At 74.6% G+C, this 21,257-nt stretch carries 22 protein-coding genes; 13 read left to right on the top strand and 9 right to left on the bottom strand.

The window, feature by feature from the left end:
* Window positions 1-3 precede the first annotated feature (3 nt).
* Window positions 4-1,464: an NADH-quinone oxidoreductase subunit N gene (locus DQ241_RS19965; RefSeq protein WP_113831988.1), complete on the top strand. Its 1,461-nt coding sequence runs from the start codon at window positions 4-6 to the stop codon at window positions 1,462-1,464.
* 93 nt (window positions 1,465-1,557) lie between these two features.
* Here DQ241_RS19965 and DQ241_RS19960 read toward each other — a convergent pair whose 3' ends face one another.
* From DQ241_RS19960 to aztD, 4 genes are all read right to left on the bottom strand, one after another.
* Window positions 1,558-2,622 (bottom strand): helix-turn-helix domain-containing protein, encoded by a 1,065-nt coding sequence (locus DQ241_RS19960; protein WP_113831968.1) that lies wholly within the window; start codon window positions 2,620-2,622, stop codon window positions 1,558-1,560.
* Window positions 2,619-2,930, bottom strand: a complete 312-nt coding sequence (locus DQ241_RS19955; RefSeq protein ID WP_113831966.1) for a hypothetical protein — start codon at window positions 2,928-2,930, stop codon at window positions 2,619-2,621. The genes DQ241_RS19960 and DQ241_RS19955 overlap by 4 nt, the downstream gene beginning before the upstream one ends.
* A 716-nt stretch (window positions 2,931-3,646) precedes the next feature.
* The gene (locus DQ241_RS19950) at window positions 3,647-4,519 is read right to left on the bottom strand and encodes a metal ABC transporter substrate-binding protein (protein WP_113831965.1); all 873 of its coding nucleotides are present in this window, start codon (window positions 4,517-4,519) and stop codon (window positions 3,647-3,649) included.
* Window positions 4,516-5,796, bottom strand: a complete 1,281-nt coding sequence (gene aztD / locus DQ241_RS19945; RefSeq protein WP_113831964.1) for a zinc metallochaperone AztD — start codon at window positions 5,794-5,796, stop codon at window positions 4,516-4,518. Before aztD ends, DQ241_RS19950 begins: the two co-directional genes overlap by 4 nt.
* A gap of 117 nt (window positions 5,797-5,913) precedes the next feature.
* Here aztD and DQ241_RS19940 point away from each other — a divergent pair, with 117 nt between their 5' ends.
* From DQ241_RS19940 to DQ241_RS19890, 11 genes are all read left to right on the top strand, one after another.
* Window positions 5,914-6,282 (top strand): VOC family protein, encoded by a 369-nt coding sequence (locus DQ241_RS19940; protein ID WP_113831963.1) that lies wholly within the window; start codon window positions 5,914-5,916, stop codon window positions 6,280-6,282.
* 52 nt (window positions 6,283-6,334) lie between these two features.
* Complete coding sequence (locus tag DQ241_RS19935; RefSeq protein ID WP_233492592.1) at window positions 6,335-6,880, top strand: bifunctional adenosylcobinamide kinase/adenosylcobinamide-phosphate guanylyltransferase; 546 nt, start codon at window positions 6,335-6,337, stop codon at window positions 6,878-6,880.
* Window positions 6,881-6,972: 92 nt separating this feature from the next.
* A complete protein-coding gene (locus DQ241_RS19930; RefSeq protein ID WP_233492594.1) occupies window positions 6,973-8,112 on the top strand; it encodes a zinc-dependent alcohol dehydrogenase in 1,140 nt (379 codons plus the stop codon).
* Between the two features lie 13 nt (window positions 8,113-8,125).
* Complete coding sequence (locus tag DQ241_RS19925; protein ID WP_113831961.1) at window positions 8,126-8,707, top strand: hypothetical protein; 582 nt, start codon at window positions 8,126-8,128, stop codon at window positions 8,705-8,707.
* 7 nt (window positions 8,708-8,714) lie between these two features.
* Window positions 8,715-10,418, top strand: a complete 1,704-nt coding sequence (locus DQ241_RS19920; protein WP_113831960.1) for an ABC transporter — start codon at window positions 8,715-8,717, stop codon at window positions 10,416-10,418.
* Window positions 10,415-12,010: a GTPase gene (locus tag DQ241_RS19915; RefSeq protein WP_113831959.1), complete on the top strand. Its 1,596-nt coding sequence runs from the start codon at window positions 10,415-10,417 to the stop codon at window positions 12,008-12,010. Before DQ241_RS19920 ends, DQ241_RS19915 begins: the two co-directional genes overlap by 4 nt.
* Window positions 12,011-12,088: 78 nt before the next feature.
* A complete protein-coding gene (locus DQ241_RS19910) occupies window positions 12,089-13,702 on the top strand; it encodes an ABC transporter substrate-binding protein (RefSeq protein WP_113831958.1) in 1,614 nt (537 codons plus the stop codon).
* The gene (locus DQ241_RS19905; protein WP_199584781.1) at window positions 13,684-14,799 is read left to right on the top strand and encodes an ABC transporter permease; all 1,116 of its coding nucleotides are present in this window, start codon (window positions 13,684-13,686) and stop codon (window positions 14,797-14,799) included. Before DQ241_RS19910 ends, DQ241_RS19905 begins: the two co-directional genes overlap by 19 nt.
* Complete coding sequence (locus DQ241_RS19900; RefSeq protein ID WP_199584780.1) at window positions 14,796-15,650, top strand: ABC transporter permease; 855 nt, start codon at window positions 14,796-14,798, stop codon at window positions 15,648-15,650. Before DQ241_RS19905 ends, DQ241_RS19900 begins: the two co-directional genes overlap by 4 nt.
* On the top strand, window positions 15,647-16,450 hold the full coding sequence (locus DQ241_RS19895) for an ATP-binding cassette domain-containing protein (RefSeq protein ID WP_199584778.1): 804 nt from the start codon (window positions 15,647-15,649) through the stop codon (window positions 16,448-16,450). The genes DQ241_RS19900 and DQ241_RS19895 overlap by 4 nt, the downstream gene beginning before the upstream one ends.
* Window positions 16,450-17,079, top strand: coding sequence for an ABC transporter ATP-binding protein (locus tag DQ241_RS19890; RefSeq protein WP_113831957.1), 630 nt, complete (start codon window positions 16,450-16,452; stop codon window positions 17,077-17,079). The genes DQ241_RS19895 and DQ241_RS19890 overlap by 1 nt, the downstream gene beginning before the upstream one ends.
* Here the strand turns inward: DQ241_RS19890 and DQ241_RS19885 are convergent.
* From DQ241_RS19885 to DQ241_RS19870, 4 genes are all read right to left on the bottom strand, one after another.
* Window positions 17,076-17,774 (bottom strand): DUF4383 domain-containing protein, encoded by a 699-nt coding sequence (locus DQ241_RS19885; protein ID WP_113831956.1) that lies wholly within the window; start codon window positions 17,772-17,774, stop codon window positions 17,076-17,078. The two genes, DQ241_RS19890 and DQ241_RS19885, sit on opposite strands and share 4 nt — an antisense overlap.
* Window positions 17,775-17,849: 75 nt before the next feature.
* A complete protein-coding gene (locus DQ241_RS19880; RefSeq protein ID WP_113831955.1) occupies window positions 17,850-18,632 on the bottom strand; it encodes a triacylglycerol lipase in 783 nt (260 codons plus the stop codon).
* A 7-nt stretch (window positions 18,633-18,639) separates the two neighbouring features.
* A complete protein-coding gene (locus DQ241_RS19875; protein WP_113831954.1) occupies window positions 18,640-18,945 on the bottom strand; it encodes a hypothetical protein in 306 nt (101 codons plus the stop codon).
* Window positions 18,946-19,038: 93 nt separating this feature from the next.
* Entirely contained in the window at window positions 19,039-19,617 is a 579-nt protein-coding gene (locus DQ241_RS19870; RefSeq protein ID WP_113831953.1) for a hemerythrin domain-containing protein, read from the bottom strand.
* A 133-nt stretch (window positions 19,618-19,750) separates the two neighbouring features.
* On the opposite strand from DQ241_RS19870, the gene DQ241_RS19865 reads away from it, so the two are divergent.
* Window positions 19,751-20,011: a hypothetical protein gene (locus tag DQ241_RS19865; protein ID WP_113831952.1), complete on the top strand. Its 261-nt coding sequence runs from the start codon at window positions 19,751-19,753 to the stop codon at window positions 20,009-20,011.
* Between the two features lie 56 nt (window positions 20,012-20,067).
* Here the strand turns inward: DQ241_RS19865 and DQ241_RS19860 are convergent, their stop codons facing one another.
* On the bottom strand, window positions 20,068-21,246 hold the full coding sequence (locus tag DQ241_RS19860) for an acyl-CoA dehydrogenase family protein (RefSeq protein WP_113831951.1): 1,179 nt from the start codon (window positions 21,244-21,246) through the stop codon (window positions 20,068-20,070).
* Window positions 21,247-21,257 lie beyond the last annotated feature (11 nt).

The following is a 21,257-nucleotide window of genomic DNA, read 5'->3' as shown; positions in this document are numbered from 1 at the left end:
GGCATGTCCGGCGGCGGGGAGCGGGTGCTCGCCCTGCTCCCCGAACTGCTCCTGCTCCTCGGCGCCGTCGGCGGCCTGCTGCTGGGCCTCTGGACCCCGCAGCACCGGCAGTGGCGGGTCCGGCTCCTGGTCACCGCCGCCTGCCTGGCCAGTGCGATCGCCGCTGCTGTCGCGCTGTCCGAGCCGGCGGAGCGGGTGTTTGAGGGCACCTGGGTCGTTGACACCACCACCGGCGTCGTCCGGATCGTGGTCGCGCTCGGTGTGACTGTCCTGGTCTGGCTGGCATCGGCCTCGCTGGCCGGACATCCGCGGGAGACCGAGGCCTACGTCCTCATGCTGCTCGGCGGGCTCGGCAGCATTGCGCTGGCCGCCAGCGGCGATCTGCTGCTGCTCGTCGCCGCGTATCTGCTGGCCAGCGTCCCGCTGTACGCGCTGGCCGGCTTCGCCAAGGACCCCGCAGGTGTCGAGGCGACGATGAAGTACTACCTGATGGGCGCCTTCGTGGGCGTGCTGATGCTGGTCGGCGTCGCCGCCCTTGTGCTCGCCGCCGGTACAACCGGATACCCCGACCTCGCCGCGCAGCTCCCGGAGGCATCGCCGGCGCTGCTCGCGGTGGGCGTCCTCGGCGTGCTCGCCGGGGTCGCCTTCAAGGCCGGTGCCGTCCCGGTGCACTTCTGGGTTCCCGACGTCACGGCCGGCACCACTCCGCCGATGGCCGCCTACATCACCACGATCCCGAAGATCGGCGCGGTGGCAGCGGCCTTCCGGCTGCTCGCCGAGCCCTTCGCCGACGTCCCGCTCGACGTGCCACTCCTGGTCGCCGTCATCGCCGCGGCCAGCATGACCCTGGGCAACCTGGCCGCCTTCAACCAGACCGACGTACTCCGCCTGCTGGCCTACTCCACGGTCAGCCAGGTCGGCTACCTCTTCATGGTCGTCGCCGTCGCCGCGCGCACCGATCTCGCCGTTCCGGCCCTGGCGATCTACCTGGCCGGCTACGCGGTGACCAACATCGGCGCCTTCGCCGCCGTCGCGGCGGTCCCGGTGGCCCGGACGATCACCGACTGGGCGACCGCGGTCGGACGCCACCGATGGCTCGTCGTCAGCCTCGTCGTCTGCCTGCTCGGCCTCGTCGGCACTCCACCCACGGCGGTCTTCGTCGGCAAGCTCGCCGTTTTCGCGGCGGCCTGGGATGGCGGGCTTGCTTGGTTGGTGGTCGTAGCAGCCATCAACACGGTAGCGAGCCTCTTCTACTATTTGCGCTGGATCGCTCCCGCCGCTACGGGAGTCGCCGCCAGCGAAAGCACGACGGCGGCTGCCCGGGGGACGGGGCCGGGCACCTCCGCGGGAACGGTGCAGCGTGTCGTGCTCGAGCCGGTCGTCGTTCTCCATACGGCCGCCGTCGCGTCCCTGCTTCTCGGCATCTGGTCGGGCGTCTGGCTCGCTGTTCTCCTGCCGGGCTGACTGTCCGCCACCCGGTCGCCGGAGTTCATGGCGTGCCGTACAGGGCGGCGGCCGTGCCGGCGCTGCCCCTCAACGACGCCGTGCCGCACATGATCACGCGGCGTTGATGGATGCGCGCCGGCGGGAAATGGTTCGTTTGGTGGTGGCAAGCTGCCGGGCGATGTCGCGGATGGACTCGCCGCGTTCGGTGAGGCGCCGGACGACTTCGTCCTGCTCAGCGAGGGTCAGGTGCTCGAGGCGGACGCCGTCGCCAGCGAGGGCGCGCTCGATGGCGATCTCGTCGAGGTCGTCGTCCTTCTCTACGCGCCGAGCGTGGTGTTGAGGCTCTGGGTCGGTGTCGATGTCGTCCCAGGCCAGAGGTGGCAGCCAGCCGCGTTCGGCGGCGAAGGCGCGGGCGGCGTCGGCGGCGGCGCGCTGGTCGTCGGTGGAGTGTGGTGGGCGGAGGTTCCACAGCTGTTCGTAGAGGGCGGTGACGTCCTGGGCGGTTCGCGCGGTGACGGCGTCGCTGAGCATGCTGCGTCGGAGACCAGCTGAGTTTCGGCCGAGCCTGGCGGCCAGCTCGTCGTGGGGCCATCCGATGGCGATCAGGGCCTGCAGCCGGCGACGAGTGCCCGTGGCGCCGACGTGACTGCGCGGTGCACGATTGGCCTCGTCGACGCGAACGCGTAAGACCTGGTGGGCGGTCTCGGGCCGGACCCGCCGGATGCCTGGGTTGCCGTCGCGCCCGGGGTTGGCCAGCTCGCGGACGTGGTTGGTGGAGAGGCCGGCGAGCATGGCGATCTGCTCGACGCCGATGCCGGCGGCCCGTAGCGCGCGGAGGTGCTCGCGCACCGGGGCCGCGTCCACGAACGGCCGCCAGCGGCCGAAGGTCTGCGCGCGGTGCACGGCACGGCCGGACGCGGTGTTGGCGGCGGTGCAGTCGGTGCATCGGCAGCGGTCCTTGACATAGGCGGCACGGGTTCCGTGCACATGCCGAGCACGCGGATGGGTGCAGTCCCGCCTCACCCGGCTCTGAGCGCGCTGGACACGGCGACGTGTTCGCTCGGTGGCCCGCTGGTGCTTCGCACAGGAATGGCGCGCGTGGTGAAGGTCGGCGAGGGCGTCGCTGGCGTACGTGCTGCTGTAGCCGCAGGCCGGGCAGGTACGGGTGGCGCTCATGCCCCGGCCAATGGAGATGCGGCGACGGGCTGACCGGTGTGGCCACGACCGGGTACGCCGGCCCTGCCCAGGACGTCCTCGATCCAGTCGGTGCGCAGGCTGCCGGCGTCTCCGACGTGGTCGTCGAAGGCCATGGCCGTGAACTGCTGGGCGGTGACGGCCCACTCCCGGTCGGACAGGGGCCGCTCGAGGTGCGCTTCGACGGTGGGCCGGTCGACGTAGGCGATGCTGGCGCCGATGACGTCGGCCAGGTCGGTGAGCAGACGGTGGGTGTCGCCGCTGTAGCAGTCGACGAGGTCCTGCAGCACGCCGCAGCAAGCAGGGGAGACGTGGGACGGTGCCAGCGCAGGGGCTGCCGCCGTCCGTCGTCTCGGCTGACCGCACATCCCTGCTCCGCTGGTGAGTAGTTGCTCTCACCGGGAGAAGGCGCTTTTCGGAGCCGTTTGGTGACACCCCGCCGAAAAGTCGGGTCCGGCGGCGATGGATCAGATGTCTAGCGAAGCTCCGGTCGAGGCGAGTCGTGTCGCGTCGTGGGGTTTCGTTGGTCCGTGGGGGAGTGGCTACGAGGAACTCTGCTTCTGTCTCGATCGCGACGACGGGATGTCAGCCGCGCGGGGTGTCACGCTGCCCCGGTGGGACACCCGTCGAGGAAGGGGTGAAGTCAGTGGCGAAGAGTGGATCTTCGGCGGCCCACCGAGGCGCCGGACCCGGTGATCGAAGCTGCCGGCGAGCCACTGTGACAGGCACTCTTTAGGCACCCAATACTCTCGCAACCAGTCGCTCGCAACCGTCGCAGCCAACGCTCCGCACCGTATCTGACCTGCGTGTTCAACGCGTGCCAACGCGAGCAATCGCCTCAAGATCAAATCGCAGGGTTATTGGTTCGAGTCCAATCGGGGGAGCTCCCCGCAGGGCCCTCGACCTCTCCAGTCGAGGGCCTTCGTCGTTCCCGGACGGGGCTCCACCGGCAGCACCCGCGACGGCCCCGACCGGCAGTCGCGCCGATCGGGGCCGTCGTGGGTGCTCAGGCGGCGCAGGCCAGGCCGGCGCGCAGGGCGGCGAGGTTGGCCTCCATCAGCTCGGGATAGCTGTCGCCCTCGGCCACCCGTTCGATCGGGTGCAGCACGTCGGTGGCCAGACCCAGCTCGTCCGCGAGCGCCCGGGCCACGTCGTCCCCGGCCGCCTGCTCGAAGAACACCGTGCGCGCGCCGGTGTCCCGGACCTCCGCGGCGGCCCGGCGCAGCCGCGCGGGGGAGACCTCGACGTGCGGGTCGAGACCGGCGACGCCCACCTGGTGCAGCCCGTAGCGGTCGGCGAGGTAGCCGAACGCCTCGTGCGAGGCGACCAGCGTCGCCCCGCGGCACGGGGCGAGCTCCTCGGCGAACCGGGTGTCGAGCGCCGCCAGCGACTCCTCCAGCCGGTCGGCGTTGGCCGCGTACTCGCCGGCTCGCTCCGGGTCGATCTCACCCAGCTCGTCGGCCAGGTCCCGCCCGAGCGCGGCCATCCGGAGCGGGTCGAGCCAGAAGTGCGGATCCCCTGGGAGGTCGGCCAGCGGTGCGGCGTCCACCAGGTGCTCGGGCTGCTGCTGCTCGACCACCTCGTCGACGGCCGCCTGCAGCCCCCCGGTCACGTGCACGACGACGTCGGCCTCGCCCAGGGTGGCGACGTCCTGCGGGCTCGGCTCGAGCCCGTGCGTGTCACCGCCCGGTGGGGTCAGGTTCGCGACGTCGACGTGCTCGCCGCCGATCTCCTCGGCGACGTACTCCAGCGGGTAGGAGCTGACGACGACGTCGACGCGACCGTCGTCGTCAGCTCCCGCGGTGCCGGCGCAGCCGGCGAGCCCGCACGCGAGGCAGCAGGCCAGGGCCACGGTCCCCAGTGCGGACGGGCGGCTCACTCGTCGTGCTCGCCCTCGTGGTCGTGCTCGGCGCCGTGCTCGACGTCGCCCGAGACGCCGGACAGCTCGTTGGGGGTCACGTCGAGGGAGGCGGACTTCCACACCGTGCCGCCGGCGACGTCCACGGCGTGGATCTCCTGGGTGGCCGGCTCGGCAACGTAGGCGATGCCGTCGACGACGAACACCTGCGGGTGCGGGTCCTGCCAGTCGTCGGACTCCTCCCACTGGCCGGTCACCGGGATGGAGCGCGTGATCGCGCCGGAGACCGGGTCGATGACCTGCAGGGACCCGTCGTAGGTGAGGACCAGTGCCTCGCCCTCGGCGCCGCGGGCGAAGGAGCGGTACCAGTACGGCGCGGGGAGGTCGACCAACCGCAGCTCGGCGGTCGTGGTGTCGATCAGCGCCACGGTGCTGGAGCGGTCCTCGGCGCTGCGCTCGTAGTCACCGAGGACGATCGGGGACCCGTCCGTGCCGAACTGGTTGCCGATCCGGCCGTACGCGTCCGGGCTCTGGATCTTGGTCAGCTCCCCGTCGCGGTAGAGCACCGCGCCGTCCTGGCAGCCGATGACGATGGCGTCGTCCGCGGCGACGGTCTCGCCGTGCACGTTGGGGCAGTCGTCGCGGGCCGCGATCTCCTCGCCGTCGGCGTCCAGGATGCGGACGCCGGAGCGCGACTCCTCGTCGCCGTCGGAGACCAGCATCGTGCCGTCCTCCAGCTCGACGGCCACGCCGTGGTGGGCCTCGGGCGTGGACAGCTCGCGCAGCTCGACGTCCTCGTCGGCGACGTGCGCGCTGTCGAAGGCGGTGACGGCGCCGGTGCCGTCGTCGAACAGCACGGTCCGGCCGGCGTGCGCGACGACGTGGCCGGGCTTCTCCGCCGCGAAGACGACGTCGGTCAGCCGGGGGTCGGCGGTGTAGTAGTGCGCGTGGTCACCGTGCGGCTCGGCCCAGGCGCCGCCGTCGAGCAGCTGGAACCCGCCCTGCGTCGAGACCAGGAAGTGCCGGCCGTCGCCGACGGGGTTGAGCCGGTTGAAGCCGTCGAGCGGCTCGTCGGCGAGGACCTCGAGCGTGGTCGCGTCGAGCACCTGGATGCCGCCGTCGTAGGTGAGCGCCAGGCGTGGCGCGCCGGCCGCCACCTCGGTCGGCTCGGCGGAGGCGGGGGCCTCGCTGGTGGGCGCCGCGGCGGCTTCGCCGTCGGTGGAGGCGCAGCCGGTCGCCAGGGCGAGCGGCAGCGCCGCGCTGAGCGCGGCGACGCGGAGGGCGGGGGCGGGACGCATGGTGCAGCTCCTCGGGTGGTTCCGGTAGGTGTCGAGGACCATATAGGAACGGGAATCATTCTCATTAAGGCGGGGGCGGATAGTGTGGCCGGACCGACCACTGCCAGGAGGTGCCGGGTGGACATCCGCGGGATCGTGTTCGCCGGAACGGCGACCAGCGCGCGAGCCGAGATGCGGGTCTTCGCCCAGGAGGTGCTCGGGATGCGTCCGGCGCCCGTCGAGGGCGTGGAGGCCGACCTCTTCGACCTGCCGGACGGGTCGTCGTTCGCGATCGCCTCGCCCGAGGGCATGGGCCCGACGCAGCGGAGCCTGGGCTTCCTGGTCGACGACCTGGACGCCGCCGTGGCCGAACTCGTCCGATCCGGCGTCGCCGTCGACCCGTCCGTGTCGGGCAACGAGCGCGAGCGCTACGTGCACTTCACCGCACCCGACGGCCAGCTGTACGAGCTGGTCGAACGGCGTACGCCGGCGGCCGGGCCGGGCTGACCGGCCGCGCCGGTCACCTGCCGCGTCCCCCCGCCCCGGCAGACTGCGGACCGTGCAGCTCCGCCGTCCCCGTCGTGTGCTCGTGCTCGGTGGGGCCCGTTCCGGGAAGTCCACCTACGCCGAGCGGCTGCTCGCGCGGGAGCGCAGCGTCGACTACGTCGCCTGCGGGCTGCCGCCCGGGGACGACGACCCCGAGTGGGCCGCCCGGGTCGCGCTGCACCGCGCCCGGCGGCCGGCGTCCTGGCGCACGGTCGAGACGCTCGACCTGGCCGCCGTCCTCGGGCGGCCCGGCCCGCCGGTCCTCGTGGACTGCCTGACCACCTGGCTGGCCGGGACCATGGACGCCGTCGGCGTCTGGGCGGGGGAGCCGGGTGCCGACCGGCGGCTGGCCGCCGCGGTCGACGGCCTCGTGACGGCCTGGGCCGGCACCCGCCGCCGGGTCGTGGCCGTGAGCAACGAGGTCGGCAGCGGTGTCGTGCCGGCCACCCCGTCGGGACGCCGCTTCCGCGACGAGCTCGGCGTCCTCAACGCCCGGGTGGGGGGGGACGCGCAGCGGGTGTGGCTGGTGACGGCCGGTCTGCCGCAGCGCCTGCGCTGAGCGCCGGTTTCGGCCGGGAGCGTGCCGGGCAGGGTCGGGGCCGGCGGCGCCGCTCGGAGGCGCAGGACGACAAGGAGCTCCGCGTGCGCGCGATGGTCTACCGCGGCCCCTACAAGATCCGCGTCGAGGACAAGCCGATGCCGGTCGTCGAGCACCCCAACGACGCGATCGTGCGGGTCACCCTGGCCGCCATCTGCGGCTCCGACCTGCACCTCTACCACGGGATGATGCCGGACACCCGCGTCGGGCACACGTTCGGCCACGAGTTCATCGGCGTGGTGGAGCAGGTCGGGTCCTCGGTGCAGAACCTGCAGGTGGGGGACCGGGTCATGGTGCCCTTCAACATCTTCTGCGGGTCGTGCTGGTTCTGCGCCCGTGGCCTCTACTCCAACTGCCACAACGTCAACCCGAACGCGACGGCGGTCGGCGGCATCTACGGCTACTCGCACACCACCGGTGGCTACGACGGCGGCCAGTCCGAGTACGTGCGGGTCCCCTTCGCCGACGTAGGGCCGGTGAAGATCCCCGATTGGATGCACGACGAGGACGCGGTCCTGCTCACCGACGCGGCGGCCACCGGCTACTTCGGCGCGCAGCTCGGCGAGATCGCCGAGGGCGACACGGTCGTGGTCCTCGGTGCCGGACCCGTCGGCCTGGTCGCCGCGCAGTCCGCCTGGCTGATGGGCGCCGGCCGGGTGATCGTCGTCGACCACCTGCAGGAGCGGCTGGAGAAGGCCCGCACGATGGCCTACGCGGAGACGCTGGACTACGACGAGCACGACGACGTCGTCGTCGAGCTGAAGAAGCAGACCGACTACCTGGGTGCCGACGTCGTCATCGAGGCGGTGGGCGCCGAGGCCGACGGCAACGTCACCCAGCAGCTCGCCGGACCGAAGCTGAAGCTGCAGGGCGGCTCGGCCACGGCGCTGAACTGGGCGATCGACGGCGTCCGGAAGGGCGGCACCGTCTCGGTGGTCGGCGCCTACGGGCCCATCCCGAACGCGGTGAAGTTCGGTGACGCGCTGAACAAGGGGCTGACCCTGCGGATGAACCAGACGCCGGTGAAGCGGCAGTGGCCGCGGATGTTCGAGCACGTGCGCAACGGCCACCTCACCCCGCGGCAGATGATCACCCACCGGTTCCCGCTGGAGGAGATCCCCGAGGCCTACCACGTGTTCTCCAGCAAGCTGGACGGCTGCATCAAGCCGCTGATCCTGCCCAGCGCGGCCTGACGAGGAGCCCGACATGACCGATCCCGCGATCCCCAGCGCCTACGTCCGGGACAAGCGGACCCCGACGCCGAGCCGCGACGAGCTCCGGGCCCGGATCCCCGGGTGGGGTGTCGACCTGAACCCGGCGGACCGGCCGTCCTACCCGAAGCTCCAGTACCCCGCCGACACCGGGGCGCACTGGGACTTCCCGGAGCGTCAGCCGGAGAAGTGGCCGCGCGAGCGGTCCATCGAGCACGCCTTCGTCACCCCCGTCTTCGGCACCGCCCAGCCGCCGAAGGGGCTGTCCGGGGTGGTCCGGAAGTTCGCCTACGCCCGGTTCAGCGAGGGCCGGCTGGCGCACTGGCTGCTGCTCGTGGCGGGCGACCGGATCGACGCCGCCGAGCACCACCTGCGCTCCTTCGCCTCCGCCCGGCCCGACGTGCCGGCGACCGGGCTGCGCACCGAGCTCACCCGGGGCGGGCTGCGTTCCCGCCGCGGCCGCTCGGACGCCCGCCACCACGTGCTCGACCCGGTGGTCGTCGCCGGTCCGTGGCTGGCCGCGGCCGGTGCGGCGGTGCTCGGGGTGCGGAAGGCGGCCCGGGCGCTGGGCCGCTGAGCCGGCCGTGAGCACTCCCGCGCCCCGGCTGCCGGACGCGTTGCAGGCGCTGCGCGACCGGCTCGCCGCAGCACCCCTGCACCTCGACGTCCCCGGCCGGGACGAGGCACGGCGGACGGCGGACGCCGTCGTCGACCAGGTCGACGACTACCTGCTGCCGCGGCTGCGCGACCTGGACGCGCCGCTGCTGACCGTCGTCGGCGGCTCGACCGGCGCCGGCAAGTCGACGCTGGTCAACAGCCTGCTCGGCGCGCACGTGACCACGGCCGGGGTGCTGCGCCCGACCACCCGCGCGCCGGTGCTGGTCTGCGCACCGGACGACCGGGACGCCTTCGCCGGCGACCGGGTGCTGCCCGGGCTGGCCCGCACCACCGGGGAGGGGATGGCGACCAGCGGCCTCCGGCTCGTGGTCAGCCACGCGCTGCCGGCCGGGCTGGCGCTGCTCGACGCTCCCGACGTCGACTCGGTGGTGGAGAGCAACCGCGAGCTGGCCGGGCAGCTGCTGGCCGCCGCCGACCTCTGGGTCTTCGTGACCACCGCTGCGCGGTACGCGGACGCCGTGCCCTGGGACCTGCTCCGCACCGCGCAGGAGCGCGGCACCGCGTTGGCCGTGGTCCTCGACCGGGTGCCGCCCGAGGCCGCGCGCGAGATCGCCGACGACCTCGCCGGGATGCTGCGCACCGCGGGGCTGGCCGGTGCCCGTCTCTTCGTCGTCGAGGAGCGGCCGCTCGCCGACGGCCTGCTCCCGGACGACCAGGTCGGCCCCCTGCGGTCCTGGCTGCACGAGCTCGCCGCCGACCAGGAGCAGCGCGCCGCGGTGGTCCGGCAGACCCTGGCCGGCGCGCTCGACAGCCTCGACGCGCGGGTGGCAGCGGTGGCCGAGGCGGTGGCCCGCCAGGCGGCCGCGGCCGACGCGCTGCGGGACGCCGCGGACGCGGCCTACGCGCGGTCCTGCGCGGAGGTCGCCGAGGGCGTGGGCAACGGCAGCCTGCTGCGCGGCGAGGTGCTGGCCCGGTGGCAGGAGTTCGTCGGCACGGGGGAGTGGATGCGCTCGCTCCAGGGGCACGTGAGCCGGCTGCGTGACCGGGTCACCACCGCGCTGACCGGGCGGCCGACGGCGGGCGACGGGCTGCAGCAGGCGCTCGAGTCCGGGGTCGAGGTGCTGCTGCGCGACGCCGCGGAGGCCGCGGCGGAGCGCACCGTGCAGGCCTGGCAGGCGACCCCGGGCGGCCCGGCGCTGCTCGCCGCGGCCGACGAGGACCTCGAGGACGCCTCCCCGGACTTCCGGCTCGGCGCTGCGGCGCAGGTGCGCGACTGGCAAAGCGCCGTGCTGGACCTGGTCCGCAGCGAGGGTGCCGGGAAGCGCACCCGGGCCCGGACGCTGTCCTGGGGGGTCAACGGCGCCGGGGCGGTCGTGATGGTCGCCGTCTTCGCCTCGACCGGCGGTCTCACCGGCGGCGAGATCGCTGTCGCGGGCGGGACGACGGCGCTGGGTCAGCGGGTGCTCGAGGCGGTGTTCGGCGACGCCGCGGTGCGGTCGCTGGCCGCCCGTGCCCGCCAGGACCTCGAGCGGCGCGCAGACGATCTGCTCACCTACGAGCGCGGCCGGTTCGACGCCCTGGTCGACGCCGCGGCCCCGCCGGAGGGCACCCTCGGGGCGCTGCGCGAGGCGGCGGCCGGGCTGGCCGCCGCCCGGGCGGGGCAGCGGTGAGGCGCCGCGACCGCGACGGGCTCCCCCTGGGCGAGCGGCTGGCCGCCCTCCGCGAGGCGGTCGAGCTCGCCGAGGACCGGCTGGAGGTGCCCGAGGTCGGCCGCGCCCGCGCGCTGCTGGCCAAGGCCGGCGCCCGGGAGGCGCTCGGCGACGCCACCGTCGTGGCGCTCGCCGGGGCGACCGGCAGCGGGAAGTCGACGCTGTTCAACGCCCTGTCCGGGGCGGAGGTCAGCACTCCGGGGGTCCGCCGTCCCACCACCGGCGTCGCGCACGCGTCCGTCTGGGGAGCCGCCGACGACGGCGCCGACCGGCTGCTCGACTGGCTGGAGGTCCCCCGCCGGCACCGGGTCGCCGACTCCGATCGAGCGCTCGACGGCCTCGTGCTGCTCGACCTGCCCGACCACGACAGCGTCCGGCTGGAGCACCGGCTGGAGGTCGACCGGCTGGTGGAGCTGGTCGACGTCCTGGTCTGGGTACTCGACCCGCAGAAGTACGCCGACGCCGCCGTGCACTCCCGCTACCTCGTGCCCCTGGCCGGCCACGCCGGGGTGCTCGTCGTCGTCCTCAACCAGGTGGACCGGCTCGACGAGCCGGCGGCGCAGGCCTGCCTGTCCGACCTGCGCCGGCTGCTCGACGAGGAGGGCCTGGCGTCGACGCCGGTCGTGGCGACGTCGGCCCGCACCGGCGCCGGTCTCCCCGAGCTGCGCGCGGCGCTGGCCCGGCGGGTGGGCGCCCGCCGCGCGGCCACGGAGCGGCTGACCGCCGACGTGCGCGCCGCGGCCGGGGCGCTCGCGGCGCACTGCCCCGACGGCGACGCCGGCACCGCGGCCGGGCGCGCGGACGAGGACCGGCTCGCTGGCGCGCTGGCCGACGCGGCGGGTGTCCCGGTGGTGGTCGCCGCGGTCGAGCGGTCGGCCGTCCGGGACGGGGTCGCGCGCACCGGCTGGCCGCTGCTGCGCTGGGTGCGCCGGGTGCGCCCCGATCCGCTCGACCGGCTGCACCTGGGCGACGAGCGCGCCCGCTCCTCGCTCCCGGTGGCGGGTGCGGTGCAGCAGGCCGCGATGGCCGCCGCCCTCCGCCAGGCGCGCACCGACGCCGCCGACGGGCTGCCGCAGGCCTGGCGCGACGAGCTGCGGCGGACCGCCGAGCACGCCGAGGCGGAGCTCCCCGACCGGCTGGACCGGGCCGTGACGGGTGCCGATCTCGGCCCGGCGCGGGTGCCGCTGTGGCAGCGGGCCGTGGGTGGGCTGCAGTGGCTGTTCCTGCTCGCCGCGCTCGTCGGCGCGGTGTGGCTGCTCGGGCTCGTCGTCCTGGGCTGGCTGCAGCTCGACGACGTCGTCCCGCTGCCCCGGGTGGAGGGCTTCCCCGTGCCGACGCTCCTCCTCGTGGCCGGGCTGCTGGCGGGGTTGCTCCTGGCGGTCCTCGCCCGGCCGCTCGTGCGCGCGGGCGCCCGCCGCCGGGGGAGGCGGGCGCGGGAGCGGCTCACCGCCCGGGTGGCCGACGTCGCCCGGACCTCGGTGCTGGCCCCGCTCGAGGAGACGCTCGCGGCGGCCCGCGCGTTCTGCGCCGCCGTCCGCCGGGCCGGCAGCTGACCCGACCGCCGACGCCCCGCGCGGCTTGTTGCGAGCTCTTTGCAATAGAGTTCGTGCCGGTCGACGGAGGGGGCAGCAGTGGGTCTGCACGGGCGGACGGCGCGGGCCGTGGCGATCGGTGCGGTGGTCGTCTCCGCGGTGACCGCCTGCGGCGGGGGCACGGCCGGCACCACGGGCGGCGGCGGCGCGCCGTCGGAGCTGCGCCTGGCCATCGGCGGTGAGCCGGAGGACGGCTACGACCCGACGCTGGGCTGGGGCCGGTACGGCTCGCCGCTGTTCCAGTCGACGCTGCTCGCCCGCGACCAGGACCTCGACGTCGTCCCCGACCTGGCCACCGACTGGTCGGTCAGCGACGACGGCCTGGTCTGGACCGTGGACATCCGCACCGACGCCGTGTTCACCGACGGCGAGCCGGTCACCGCCACCGACGTCGCCTACACCTTCACCACCGCCAGCCGCAGCGGCGGGCTGACCGACGTCACGGCGCTGCGCGAGGCGGTCGCGGTCGACGAGGACACCGTCGAGCTGCGCCTGGAGCGCCCGCAGAGCACCTTCGTCAACCGGCTGGTCTCGCTGGGCATCGTCCCGGAGCACGCGCACGGGCCGGACTACGCCCGCGACCCGATCGGCTCGGGCCCCTTCCGGCTCGTCCAGTGGGACCCTGGCCAGCAGCTGATCGTCGAGCGCAACGACGACTACTACGGCGAGCAGCCGGCCTTCGAGCGCATCGTCTTCCAGTTCACCGGCGAGGACGCCTCCCTGGCCGCCGCCTCCGCCGGCCAGGTGGACATGGTCGCCGTGCCGTCGCAGCTGGCCGGCACCGAGGTCCCGGGCATGCGGCTGGTCGCGGTGCCCTCGGTGGACAACCGCGGCATCGTCTTCCCGTATCTGCCCGACGACGGCCGCACCACCGACGACGGCACGCCCATCGGCAACGACGTCACCTCCGATCTCGCCGTCCGGCAGGCGATCAACGTCGCCGTCGACCGGCAGGCGCTGGTCGACGGCGTGCTGGAGGGGCACGGCTCGCCGGCCACCGGCCCGGTCGACGGGCTGCCGTGGGGCGAGCCGGCCGCCGCGGTCGAGGACGCCGACCCCGACCGCGCCGAGCAGCTGCTCGAGCAGGCCGGTTGGGTCGACGGCGACGGCGACGGCGTCCGCGAGAAGGCCGGCGTCCGGGCGGCGTTCACGCTGCTCTACCCGGCCGACGACAGCCTCCGGCAGGGCCTGGCGCTGGCGGTCGCCGACATGCTGGGCCCGGTCGGCATCGAGGTGGACGCGGCGGGCGAGAGCTGGGACGTCATCGACCAGCGGCTGCACGCCGACGCCGTGCTCTTCGGCTGGGGCAGCCACGACCCGACGGAGATGTACAACCTGTACTCGTCCACCCGGGCCGGCGTGGAGTACTGGAACCCCGGTTTCTACGCGGACGAGGCCGTCGACGCGCACCTCGAGGCGGCGATGGCCGCCACCGACGAGGAGACGGCGAACCGCGAGTGGCGGGCCGCCCAGTACGACGGTGCGGGGACCGGGTTCGGCCCGTCCGGCGACGCCGCCTGGGCCTGGCTGGTCAACCTCGACCACACCTACCTGGTCGACGAGTGCCTCGACGTCGGCACGCCGCAGATCGAGCCGCACGGGCACGGCTGGCCGGTGACCGCCGGGATCGCCGGGTGGCAGTGGACCTGCTGACCCGTGCCGCCCCCATGCTGCGGGCGCTGACCGGCCGCCTGGTGCGGCTGCTGCTCCTGCTGGCCGCGGTCGCGACGGCGTCCTTCGCGCTGATGGCGCACTCGCCGGTCGACCCGGTGGACGCCTACGTGGGCGGCGACATCGCGGCCATCGGTCCCGAGCAGCGGGCGCAGATCGCCGAGCGGTGGGGGCTGGACGACCCGCCGCTGGAGCGCTTCGGCGCCTGGCTGGGCAACCTCGTGCAGGGTGACCTCGGCCGGTCGCTGACGTTCAACGCGCCGGTGACCGAGGTGATCGGCGAGCGGTTCCTCACCAGCCTGGCGCTCATGGCCACCGCGTGGGTGCTCTCCGGCCTGGTCGGTTTCGGGCTGGGCGTGCTGGCCGGTGCCCGGCAGGGCCGGCTGACCGACCGGGTCGTGTGCTGGTGGGCCTACACGCTGGCGTCGGCGCCGACGTTCTGGGTCGGGCTGCTGCTGCTCTACGTCTTCTCCGTCTCGCTCGGGTGGGCGCCGGTCTGCTGCGCGGTGCCCGTCGGCGCCCTGGCCGAGGACGTGACGCTGCTGGACCGCGTGCAGCACCTCGTGCTGCCGGCGCTGACCCTGTCGATCGTGGGCGTCGCGCCCGTCGTGCTGCACACCCGGCACGCGGTGATCCACGCGCTCGCCGGCGACCACGTGGCGCTGGCCCGGGCGCAGGGGGAGTCGCCCACCGGCGTGATCGTGCACCGGGTGCTGCGGCACGCGGCGGCGCCGGCGGTGCTGCTGCAGTTCGCCGCGCTGGGCGAGCTGTTCGGCGGCTCGGTGCTGGCCGAGCAGGTGTTCTCCTACCCGGGGCTCGGGGCGGCCACGACCGCGGCGGCCCTCGGCCAGGACGTGCCGCTGCTGCTGGGCATCGCGCTGTTCACGACCGTCTTCGTCTTCGTGGGCAACCAGGTCGGCGACCTGGTGCACGCCCGCCTCGACCCGAGGGTCGTCGACGACCTGGTGCGGGCCCGCCGCGGTCGGTGGCGCCGCGATCCCGATCCCGACGTGCTGCCCGCCGTCGAGCCGCTCCCGGTCGTCCCCGAACCCGAACCGGCCGGGCGGGGTGCCCGGTGAGCGCCGCCGTCGCGGTGCCGGTGCCCGGCCGGCTGGGGGACCGGCGGACCCGGACCCTGGCCTACGTCGGCCTGGCCGTGCTGGTCGTCCTCGGGGTGCTCGTCGCGGGGACCCTGGCCGGTGACGCCGCGCAGACGACCGACCTCGCCGACCGGAACCTCGGCCCGTCGGCGGAGCACTGGTTCGGCACCGACCGGCTCGGCCGGGACATGCTCGCCCGGACCCTCGCCGGTCTGCGGCTGAGCCTGGTCGTCGGCGTCGCCGCGGCGGCCGTCTCGGCGGTCGTCGCGCTGCTGCTGGCCAGCGCGGCGGCGGTCTTCGGCGGCGTGGTCGACCGGGCGGTCGGCTGGCTGGTCGACCTGTTCCTCGCCCTGCCGCACCTGGTCCTGCTCGTCCTGCTGGCCTTCGCACTCGGCGGCGGGACCGGGGCGGTCGTCGCGGCGGTCGCGCTCACCCACTGGCCGACGCTGACCCGGGTGCTGCGCGGGCGGGCCCGAGAGGTCATGTCGTCGGACTACGTCGCGGTCTCCCGGCAGCTCGGCCGCGGCCGGTGGTGGATCGCCCGCCACCACCTGGCCGGGCACCTCACCGGGCACTTCGTCGTCGGCACCGTGCTGCTCTTCCCGCACGCGATCCTGCACGAGGCGGCGCTGTCGTTCCTGGGGCTGGGCGTCGACCCGGGCCAGCCGTCGATCGGCATCCTGCTGGCGGAGTCGATGCGCTACCTGACCGCGGGGGCCTGGTGGCTCGCCGTGCTGCCGGGGCTGTGCCTGCTCGTCGTCGTGAAGCTGGTCGACGCGATCGGGGAGAACACCCGGGCGCTGCTCGACCCGCGGAGCCACCACCTGTGACCGCGCCGCTGCTCGAGGTGCGCGGGCTCGAGGTCGACTTCCTCCAGTACGAGCGCGGGCTGCGCCGGCGCGCGGTGCCGGCGCTGACCGGCATGGACCTCACCGCCCGCGCCGGCGAGGTGGTGGCGCTGGTCGGCGCGAGCGGCGCCGGCAAGAGCCTCCTGGCGCACGCGGTGCTGGGCCTGCTCCCGCCCAACGCGGTCGAGCGGGGCACGGTCGCCGTCGACGGCGAGCCGCTGTCCCCGGAGCAGCGACGCCGGCTGGCCGGCCACGGCACGACCCTGCTGCCGCAGTCGGCGAGCTTCCTCGACCCGCTGTCGCGGATCGGCCGGCAGGTCCGCCGCACCGCGCGGCTGGCGGGGCACGCCGATCCCCGGCGCGCGGCCGAGCAGGCGCTGGCCGAGCGCGGGCTCGGTCGCGAGGTGCTGCGCCGGTACCCGCACGAGCTCTCGGGCGGCATGGCCCGCCGGGTGCTGGTCGCGATGGCGGTGCTCACCCGGCCCCGGCTGCTGCTCGCCGACGAGCCGACCACCGGCCTGCCGACGGACCTGGTGCGGACGACGCTGCGCGAGTTCCGCGTTCTGGCCGACGCCGGCGCCGCCGTCGTCCTGGTCACCCACGAGCTGCGCGCGGCGCTGGACGTCGCCGACCGCGTGGTGATCGTCCGGGACGGGCGCACCGTCGACGTCGCCGACCCGGCCGGCTTCACCGGGGACGGCGCGGCGCTGGCCCACCCGTACACCCGGGCGCTGTGGCAGGCGCTGCCCGGCAACGGCTTCCGCGTCCCGGAGGTGCGCTGATGCTGCGCGCCGACGACGTGTGGTTCCGCTACGGCAGTGCCCAGCCGTGGACGCTGGCGGGCGTCGACCTGCAGGTCGCAGACGGCGAGGTGGTGGGGCTGTGCGGCCCCAGCGGCGGCGGCAAGAGCACGCTGGCCCGCGTCCTCGCCGGCCACCTGCGCCCCGATCGCGGCCGGGTGACCGTGGACGGGAGCGAGCCCCGGGCCCGCCGTGGACCGCACCCGGTGCAACTGGTGCTCCAGCACCCCGAGCGGGCCGTGGACCCGCGGTGGACCATCCGCCGCGCGCTGGCCGCCACCGGCGCGGGGGACGACGCCATCGCGGCGCTCGACGAGGAGCTGGTGCGGCCCACGTGGCTGGACCGCTACCCGCACGAGATCAGCGGCGGTGAGCTGCAGCGGGTCAACCTGGCGCGGGCGCTGCTGACCCGCCCCCGGTTCGTCGTCGCGGACGAGATCACCGCGAGCCTGGACGCGGTCACCCAGGCGCGGATCTGGGCGCTGCTGCTCGAGCGGTGCCGGGCCGCGGGCATCGGCGTGCTGGCCGTCTCGCACGACCGCCTGCTGCTCGAGGAGGTCGCCGGCCGGATCGTCGACCGGACGCCGGTGCCCGACCGGGGCCCGGCCTAGGACCGCGGGCCGCCGTCGAACGACATCCAGACCCGGCGGCGGTCGCTGCGGGTGTGCACCGCCGCCATCGCCTCGACGCGGCGCCGCTGGTCGGCGTTCGCGGTGTGCTGCACGACAGCGATCTCCGCCGCGCGCATCGCCCGCTCCGCGGCGAACTCCGCCGGCGTCGACGGGTACTCGTCGGCCGGGTCGGGGTCGGCCTCCACCCGGCGGGCGTAGGGGCTGTCGGGCGGCAGGTTGCCGCTGACCCGTCCGTACGCGCCGAGCATGAGCAGCAGGAAGCCCGCGACCACCGAGAAGACGACGTTGCTGATGCCGAACGCCAGGAGGTTGAACTCCGTCTCGAGCACGGCGAGGTTGGCCAGCGCGGACACCAGGAAGAGCACCCCGACCACGATCATGACGGTGGAGGCGGTCCGCGGGCCGCGCAGGGCGGCGACCACGAGCACGACGGCGGTGACCACCGAGATCGTGGAGAGCAGGCCGTTGGACGACAGGCCGAGGATCTCCTCGCCCTCGGTCGAGAAGAAGTCGAGGCCACCGGCGAAGCCGAGCAGGCCGAACACGGCGATCACCGCGGCGACGACGACGGCGCCGATGCGGTGGACGACGTGGACTCGGGAGCCGCCCGGTTCCTGCTCGGAGCGGGGCACGGCGCTGGCGGGCGGGCGGCGGAGGTGCGGGCGCAGGGTCATGACGACTCCCTCGGGACGGCCGGCTGGTACCTGCTCTTCGCGGGCGCCGCGCGGTCCGGATGCGAGGGCGGCGGGTCAGTCCTCCGGCGGGAAGAGCGAGCCGAGGCCGAACCGGGTGGGCCGGCGGAAGGGCTGCCAGTCGTGCCGGGGCTGGGCCAGCCGGTCGGCCACCACCCACAGGACGGCGGGGTCGTGCCCCATGCCGAGGTGGCTGGCGTGGACGGCGACGTTCTCGCTGGTCGGCCCGGGTTGCTGGCGGCACGTCCGCCAGTCGACGACGCCGTCCCACCGCGAGTAGATCGCCGTGCTGGGCACCGGCAGCCCCCGGGCGAGCGAGCCGCGGGCGGGCGAGAGCCGCTGCGGCGTGTGCAGGTGCGCGTAGCGCTGGAAGGCACGGGCGCCGGGCGTGCCGTCGTCCACCCGCCGGTCGGCCGAGGCGAACGGTGAGCCGAGGGAGATGACCTGGCGCACCTGGCGCGGCACCCGCACGGCCAGCCGCCGCGCGTAGATCCCGCCGAGGCTCTGCCCGACGATGCTCACGGCGGTGCCGTGCTCGGCGGCGAGCCGGTCGAGCAGGCGGGGGAGCTCGTCGACGACCTCCTGGGTGGGACCGCGGTTGCGGCCCAGCGACCAGCCGACGACCGGGTAGCCGAGCCGGCGCAGCCACACCCGGAGCGTGCGGGTGGAGAGGTCGGACGCCATCAGCCCGGGGAGCACCAGCACGGGGTGCGGCTCTCCCCTGGGTGCCAGCTGCAGCAGCGGCAGGCCGGCGGCGAAGGCGCCGGCGCTGGCCAGCGCGCGCACCGGTTCGGTGGCGGCCAGCAGCCCGCGGCGCCGCCGGGGCGCGCGCTCGCTCACCGGCGGCTCAGTCGGTGACGGGCGGCAGCACCGGCGGGGCGAACACCTCGTCGATGGGACGCGGACCGATGTACTGGCGGCAGGTGCACGGCACCCAGGTGTGCCCGGCCCACCGGCCCTTGCGGTCGAAGGTGTCGCGGCGCAGCTCGGCGTAGCAGGTGGAGGTGTCGCGGTCGTGCTGGCTCAGCGCGTGACCGCAGCCGCACAGCGGGGTGACCGGTGGCGGGGGAGGGGTCCGTCGCCGCCCCAGGCGACCGGCGAGGAAGCCGGACGCGAGCAGGGCAGCGCCCACCAGCAGGCTGACCGGTTCCATGCGCGATCCCTCCGATCCGGCGTCCTCGACGGTAGCGCGCCCGGACCGGCCCCGGCCTCCGGCAGCACCCTGATCCGACCCTGACCGGAGCGGTCATCCGTCGGACTTGCCGCGGCCGCTGACCGCGTCACGCAGGTGGTCCAGCAGGCTGGCGACCGGGCCGACCGCGAGGCGGACCCCGGCCTCGTTCGGGGTCATCGGGTGCGCCCGGGTGGGCGCGATCTTCTTGATCGCCTCCACCTGCTCGGCCATCTCGACCAGCTGCTCGTGGGAGAAGGCGGCGCGCAGCTCGGTGAACATGCGCTGTTCCTCGTGCTCGACGTGGTGCCGGATCTCGGCGATCAGCTCGGCGACCAGGCCGTCGAACCCGGCGTCGGCGGGGTCCATGCGCTCGAGCCGCTTCATGGTCTCCTCGGCCTCCGCGTGCTCCTCCTTGGAGTGCTGGGCCTCCTCCTCGTAGAGCTCGGCCAGCACCCGGGGGTACACCCGGGTCTCCTCGGCCACGGAGTGCTTGACCAGGCCGATGGTCACCTCGTCGACGAGCTGGCGCTTCCTGCGGAGGTCGTCGGCGTCGGTGCGGCCGCGGAGCTGCTCGAGCTCCCGGAAGATCCGGTCGAACTCGCGGTGGTCGGCGGACAGGACGTCCACGACGTCGCGCTGCGTCTCGGTCACGGTGGGCTCCCTGGGGCGGTGGTGTGCGCTCCGTGTGCCCGCCCCGGCGGGCCGGCACACGTGCGGACGACGCCGTCCGGATTCCCCCGTTCGTGGTGGTTCATCTTCTGTGCGTTGGGGCACATGTCATCCCGTGGACACGTACGCAGTGGGGTTCGCCCGCCCCGATCGCTGGTCCAGCGGGAACCACGTGGTGCAGGACCACCCGTGGCACGCCGTCGAAGCGCACCGCCCTCCGGCCGAGCTGGACGGCGAGATCGAGCTCGCGATCTGCGGGGCCATCGTCCAGGTGTGGGGATCGCAGAAGTGGGAGCGCGTCGGCGCCGGTCGCACCGCCTGCCCGGAGTGCGTCCAGCGCACCGCGGGTGCGCGCAGCCTGACCAGCGCCCGCTGACGGTCGCGCCCCTCAGGGGTGCGGCAGCACCACCAGCGCGGTGACGCCTCGACTGGCTAGCGCTTGCGACCGCTGATCGCCGAGAGGCCGGTGATCTCGCGGCCCACGATGAGCGCCTGCACCGAGTCGGTGCCCTCGAAGGTGAACACCGCCTCCATGTCGGCGAAGTGCCGGGCGACGTGGTGGTCGAGCAGGATGCCGTCGCCCCCGAGGATGTCGCGGGCGTCGGCGACGATCGCGCGGGCCTTCGCCGCGTGGTTCATCTTGGCCAGCGAGGCCATGGCGGCGGTCATCCGGCCCTCGTCGGCCAGCTTCGAGAGCCGCCAGCACATCAGCTGCATGGCGGTGATCTCGGCGAGCATGCGGGCGAGCTTGTCCTGCACCAGCTGGTAGCCGGCGATGGGCGCGCCGAACTGCTCGCGCTGCAGGGCGTGCGCCAGGGCCAGCTCGTAGGCCGCCGTCGCCAGGCCCAGCGCCCGCCAGGCGACGGTGTACCGGGTGCGGTCGAGCACCGTGGAGACGTCCTTGAACGAGCGGCAGTTCGCCAGCCGGTTCTCCACCGGCACCCGCACCCCGGTCAGCGTGATCTCGGCCTGCCAGACGGCGCGCAGGGCGGTCTTCCCGGTCATGACGGTGGCCTCGTAGCCGGGGGTGCCCTTGTCCACGACGTAGCCGCCGACGGCGCCGTCCTCGCCGCGAGCCCAGATGATGACGTGGTCGGCGATCGACCCGTTGCCGATCCACTTCTTCCGGCCGTCCAGCACGTAGGAGTCGCCGTCGCGGCGGGCAGAGGTCTCCAGGGCGACGGCGTCCGAGCCGTGCGCCGGCTCGGTCAGGCCGAAGGCGCCGATCTTCTCCAGCCGCGCCATGGCCGGCAGCCAGCGCTCGCGCTGCTCCTCGTCGCCGAGCAGGGCGATCGACTGCATGGCCAGGAAGCTGTGCACGCCGTTGAAGGTGCCGATGCTGCCGTCGGCGCGGGCCAGCTCGGCAGCCACGATGCCCGCGGCCACGTTGCTCATGCCCGGGCAGCCGTAGCCCTCGATCGTGCCGCCGACGACGCCGAGCCGGGCCAGCTCCGGCACCAGCTCGAAGGGGAACTCGGCCCGCTCCCAGTACTCGTTGATGCGCGGCAGGACCTCCCGCTCGCCGAAGGCCCGGACCCGGTCGCGGATCTCCACCTCCTCGGGGGTCAGCAGGTCCTCGACGGCGTAGAAGTCGGTGCTCGGCGCGGTCACGGGCGGAACCT

Source organism: Blastococcus sp. TF02A-30 (assembly GCF_003319185.1).
In the GTDB taxonomy this organism is placed as follows: Bacteria; Actinomycetota; Actinomycetes; order Mycobacteriales; family Geodermatophilaceae; genus Blastococcus.
Note: the sequence above shows the minus strand (reverse complement) of the source record. Positions and strands in the feature narration are given on the sequence as shown.

Bases quoted from the DNA above. Each gene is read 5' to 3' on its own strand.
- DQ241_RS19925 (WP_113831961.1), top strand. From the start codon at position 8,126: ATGACCGATCCCGCGATCCCCAGCGCCTACGTCCGGGACAAGCGGACC.
- DQ241_RS19875 (WP_113831954.1), bottom strand. From the start codon at position 18,945: ATGGAACCGGTCAGCCTGCTGGTGGGCGCTGCCCTGCTCGCGTCCGGC.
- DQ241_RS19885 (WP_113831956.1), bottom strand. From the start codon at position 17,774: ATGACCCTGCGCCCGCACCTCCGCCGCCCGCCCGCCAGCGCCGTGCCC.
- aztD (WP_113831964.1), bottom strand. From the start codon at position 5,796: ATGCGTCCCGCCCCCGCCCTCCGCGTCGCCGCGCTCAGCGCGGCGCTG.
- DQ241_RS19965 (WP_113831988.1), top strand. From the start codon at position 4: ATGTCCGGCGGCGGGGAGCGGGTGCTCGCCCTGCTCCCCGAACTGCTC.
- DQ241_RS19960 (WP_113831968.1), bottom strand. From the start codon at position 2,622: ATGAGCGCCACCCGTACCTGCCCGGCCTGCGGCTACAGCAGCACGTAC.
- DQ241_RS19890 (WP_113831957.1), top strand. From the start codon at position 16,450: ATGCTGCGCGCCGACGACGTGTGGTTCCGCTACGGCAGTGCCCAGCCG.
- DQ241_RS19930 (WP_233492594.1), top strand. From the start codon at position 6,973: ATGGTCTACCGCGGCCCCTACAAGATCCGCGTCGAGGACAAGCCGATG.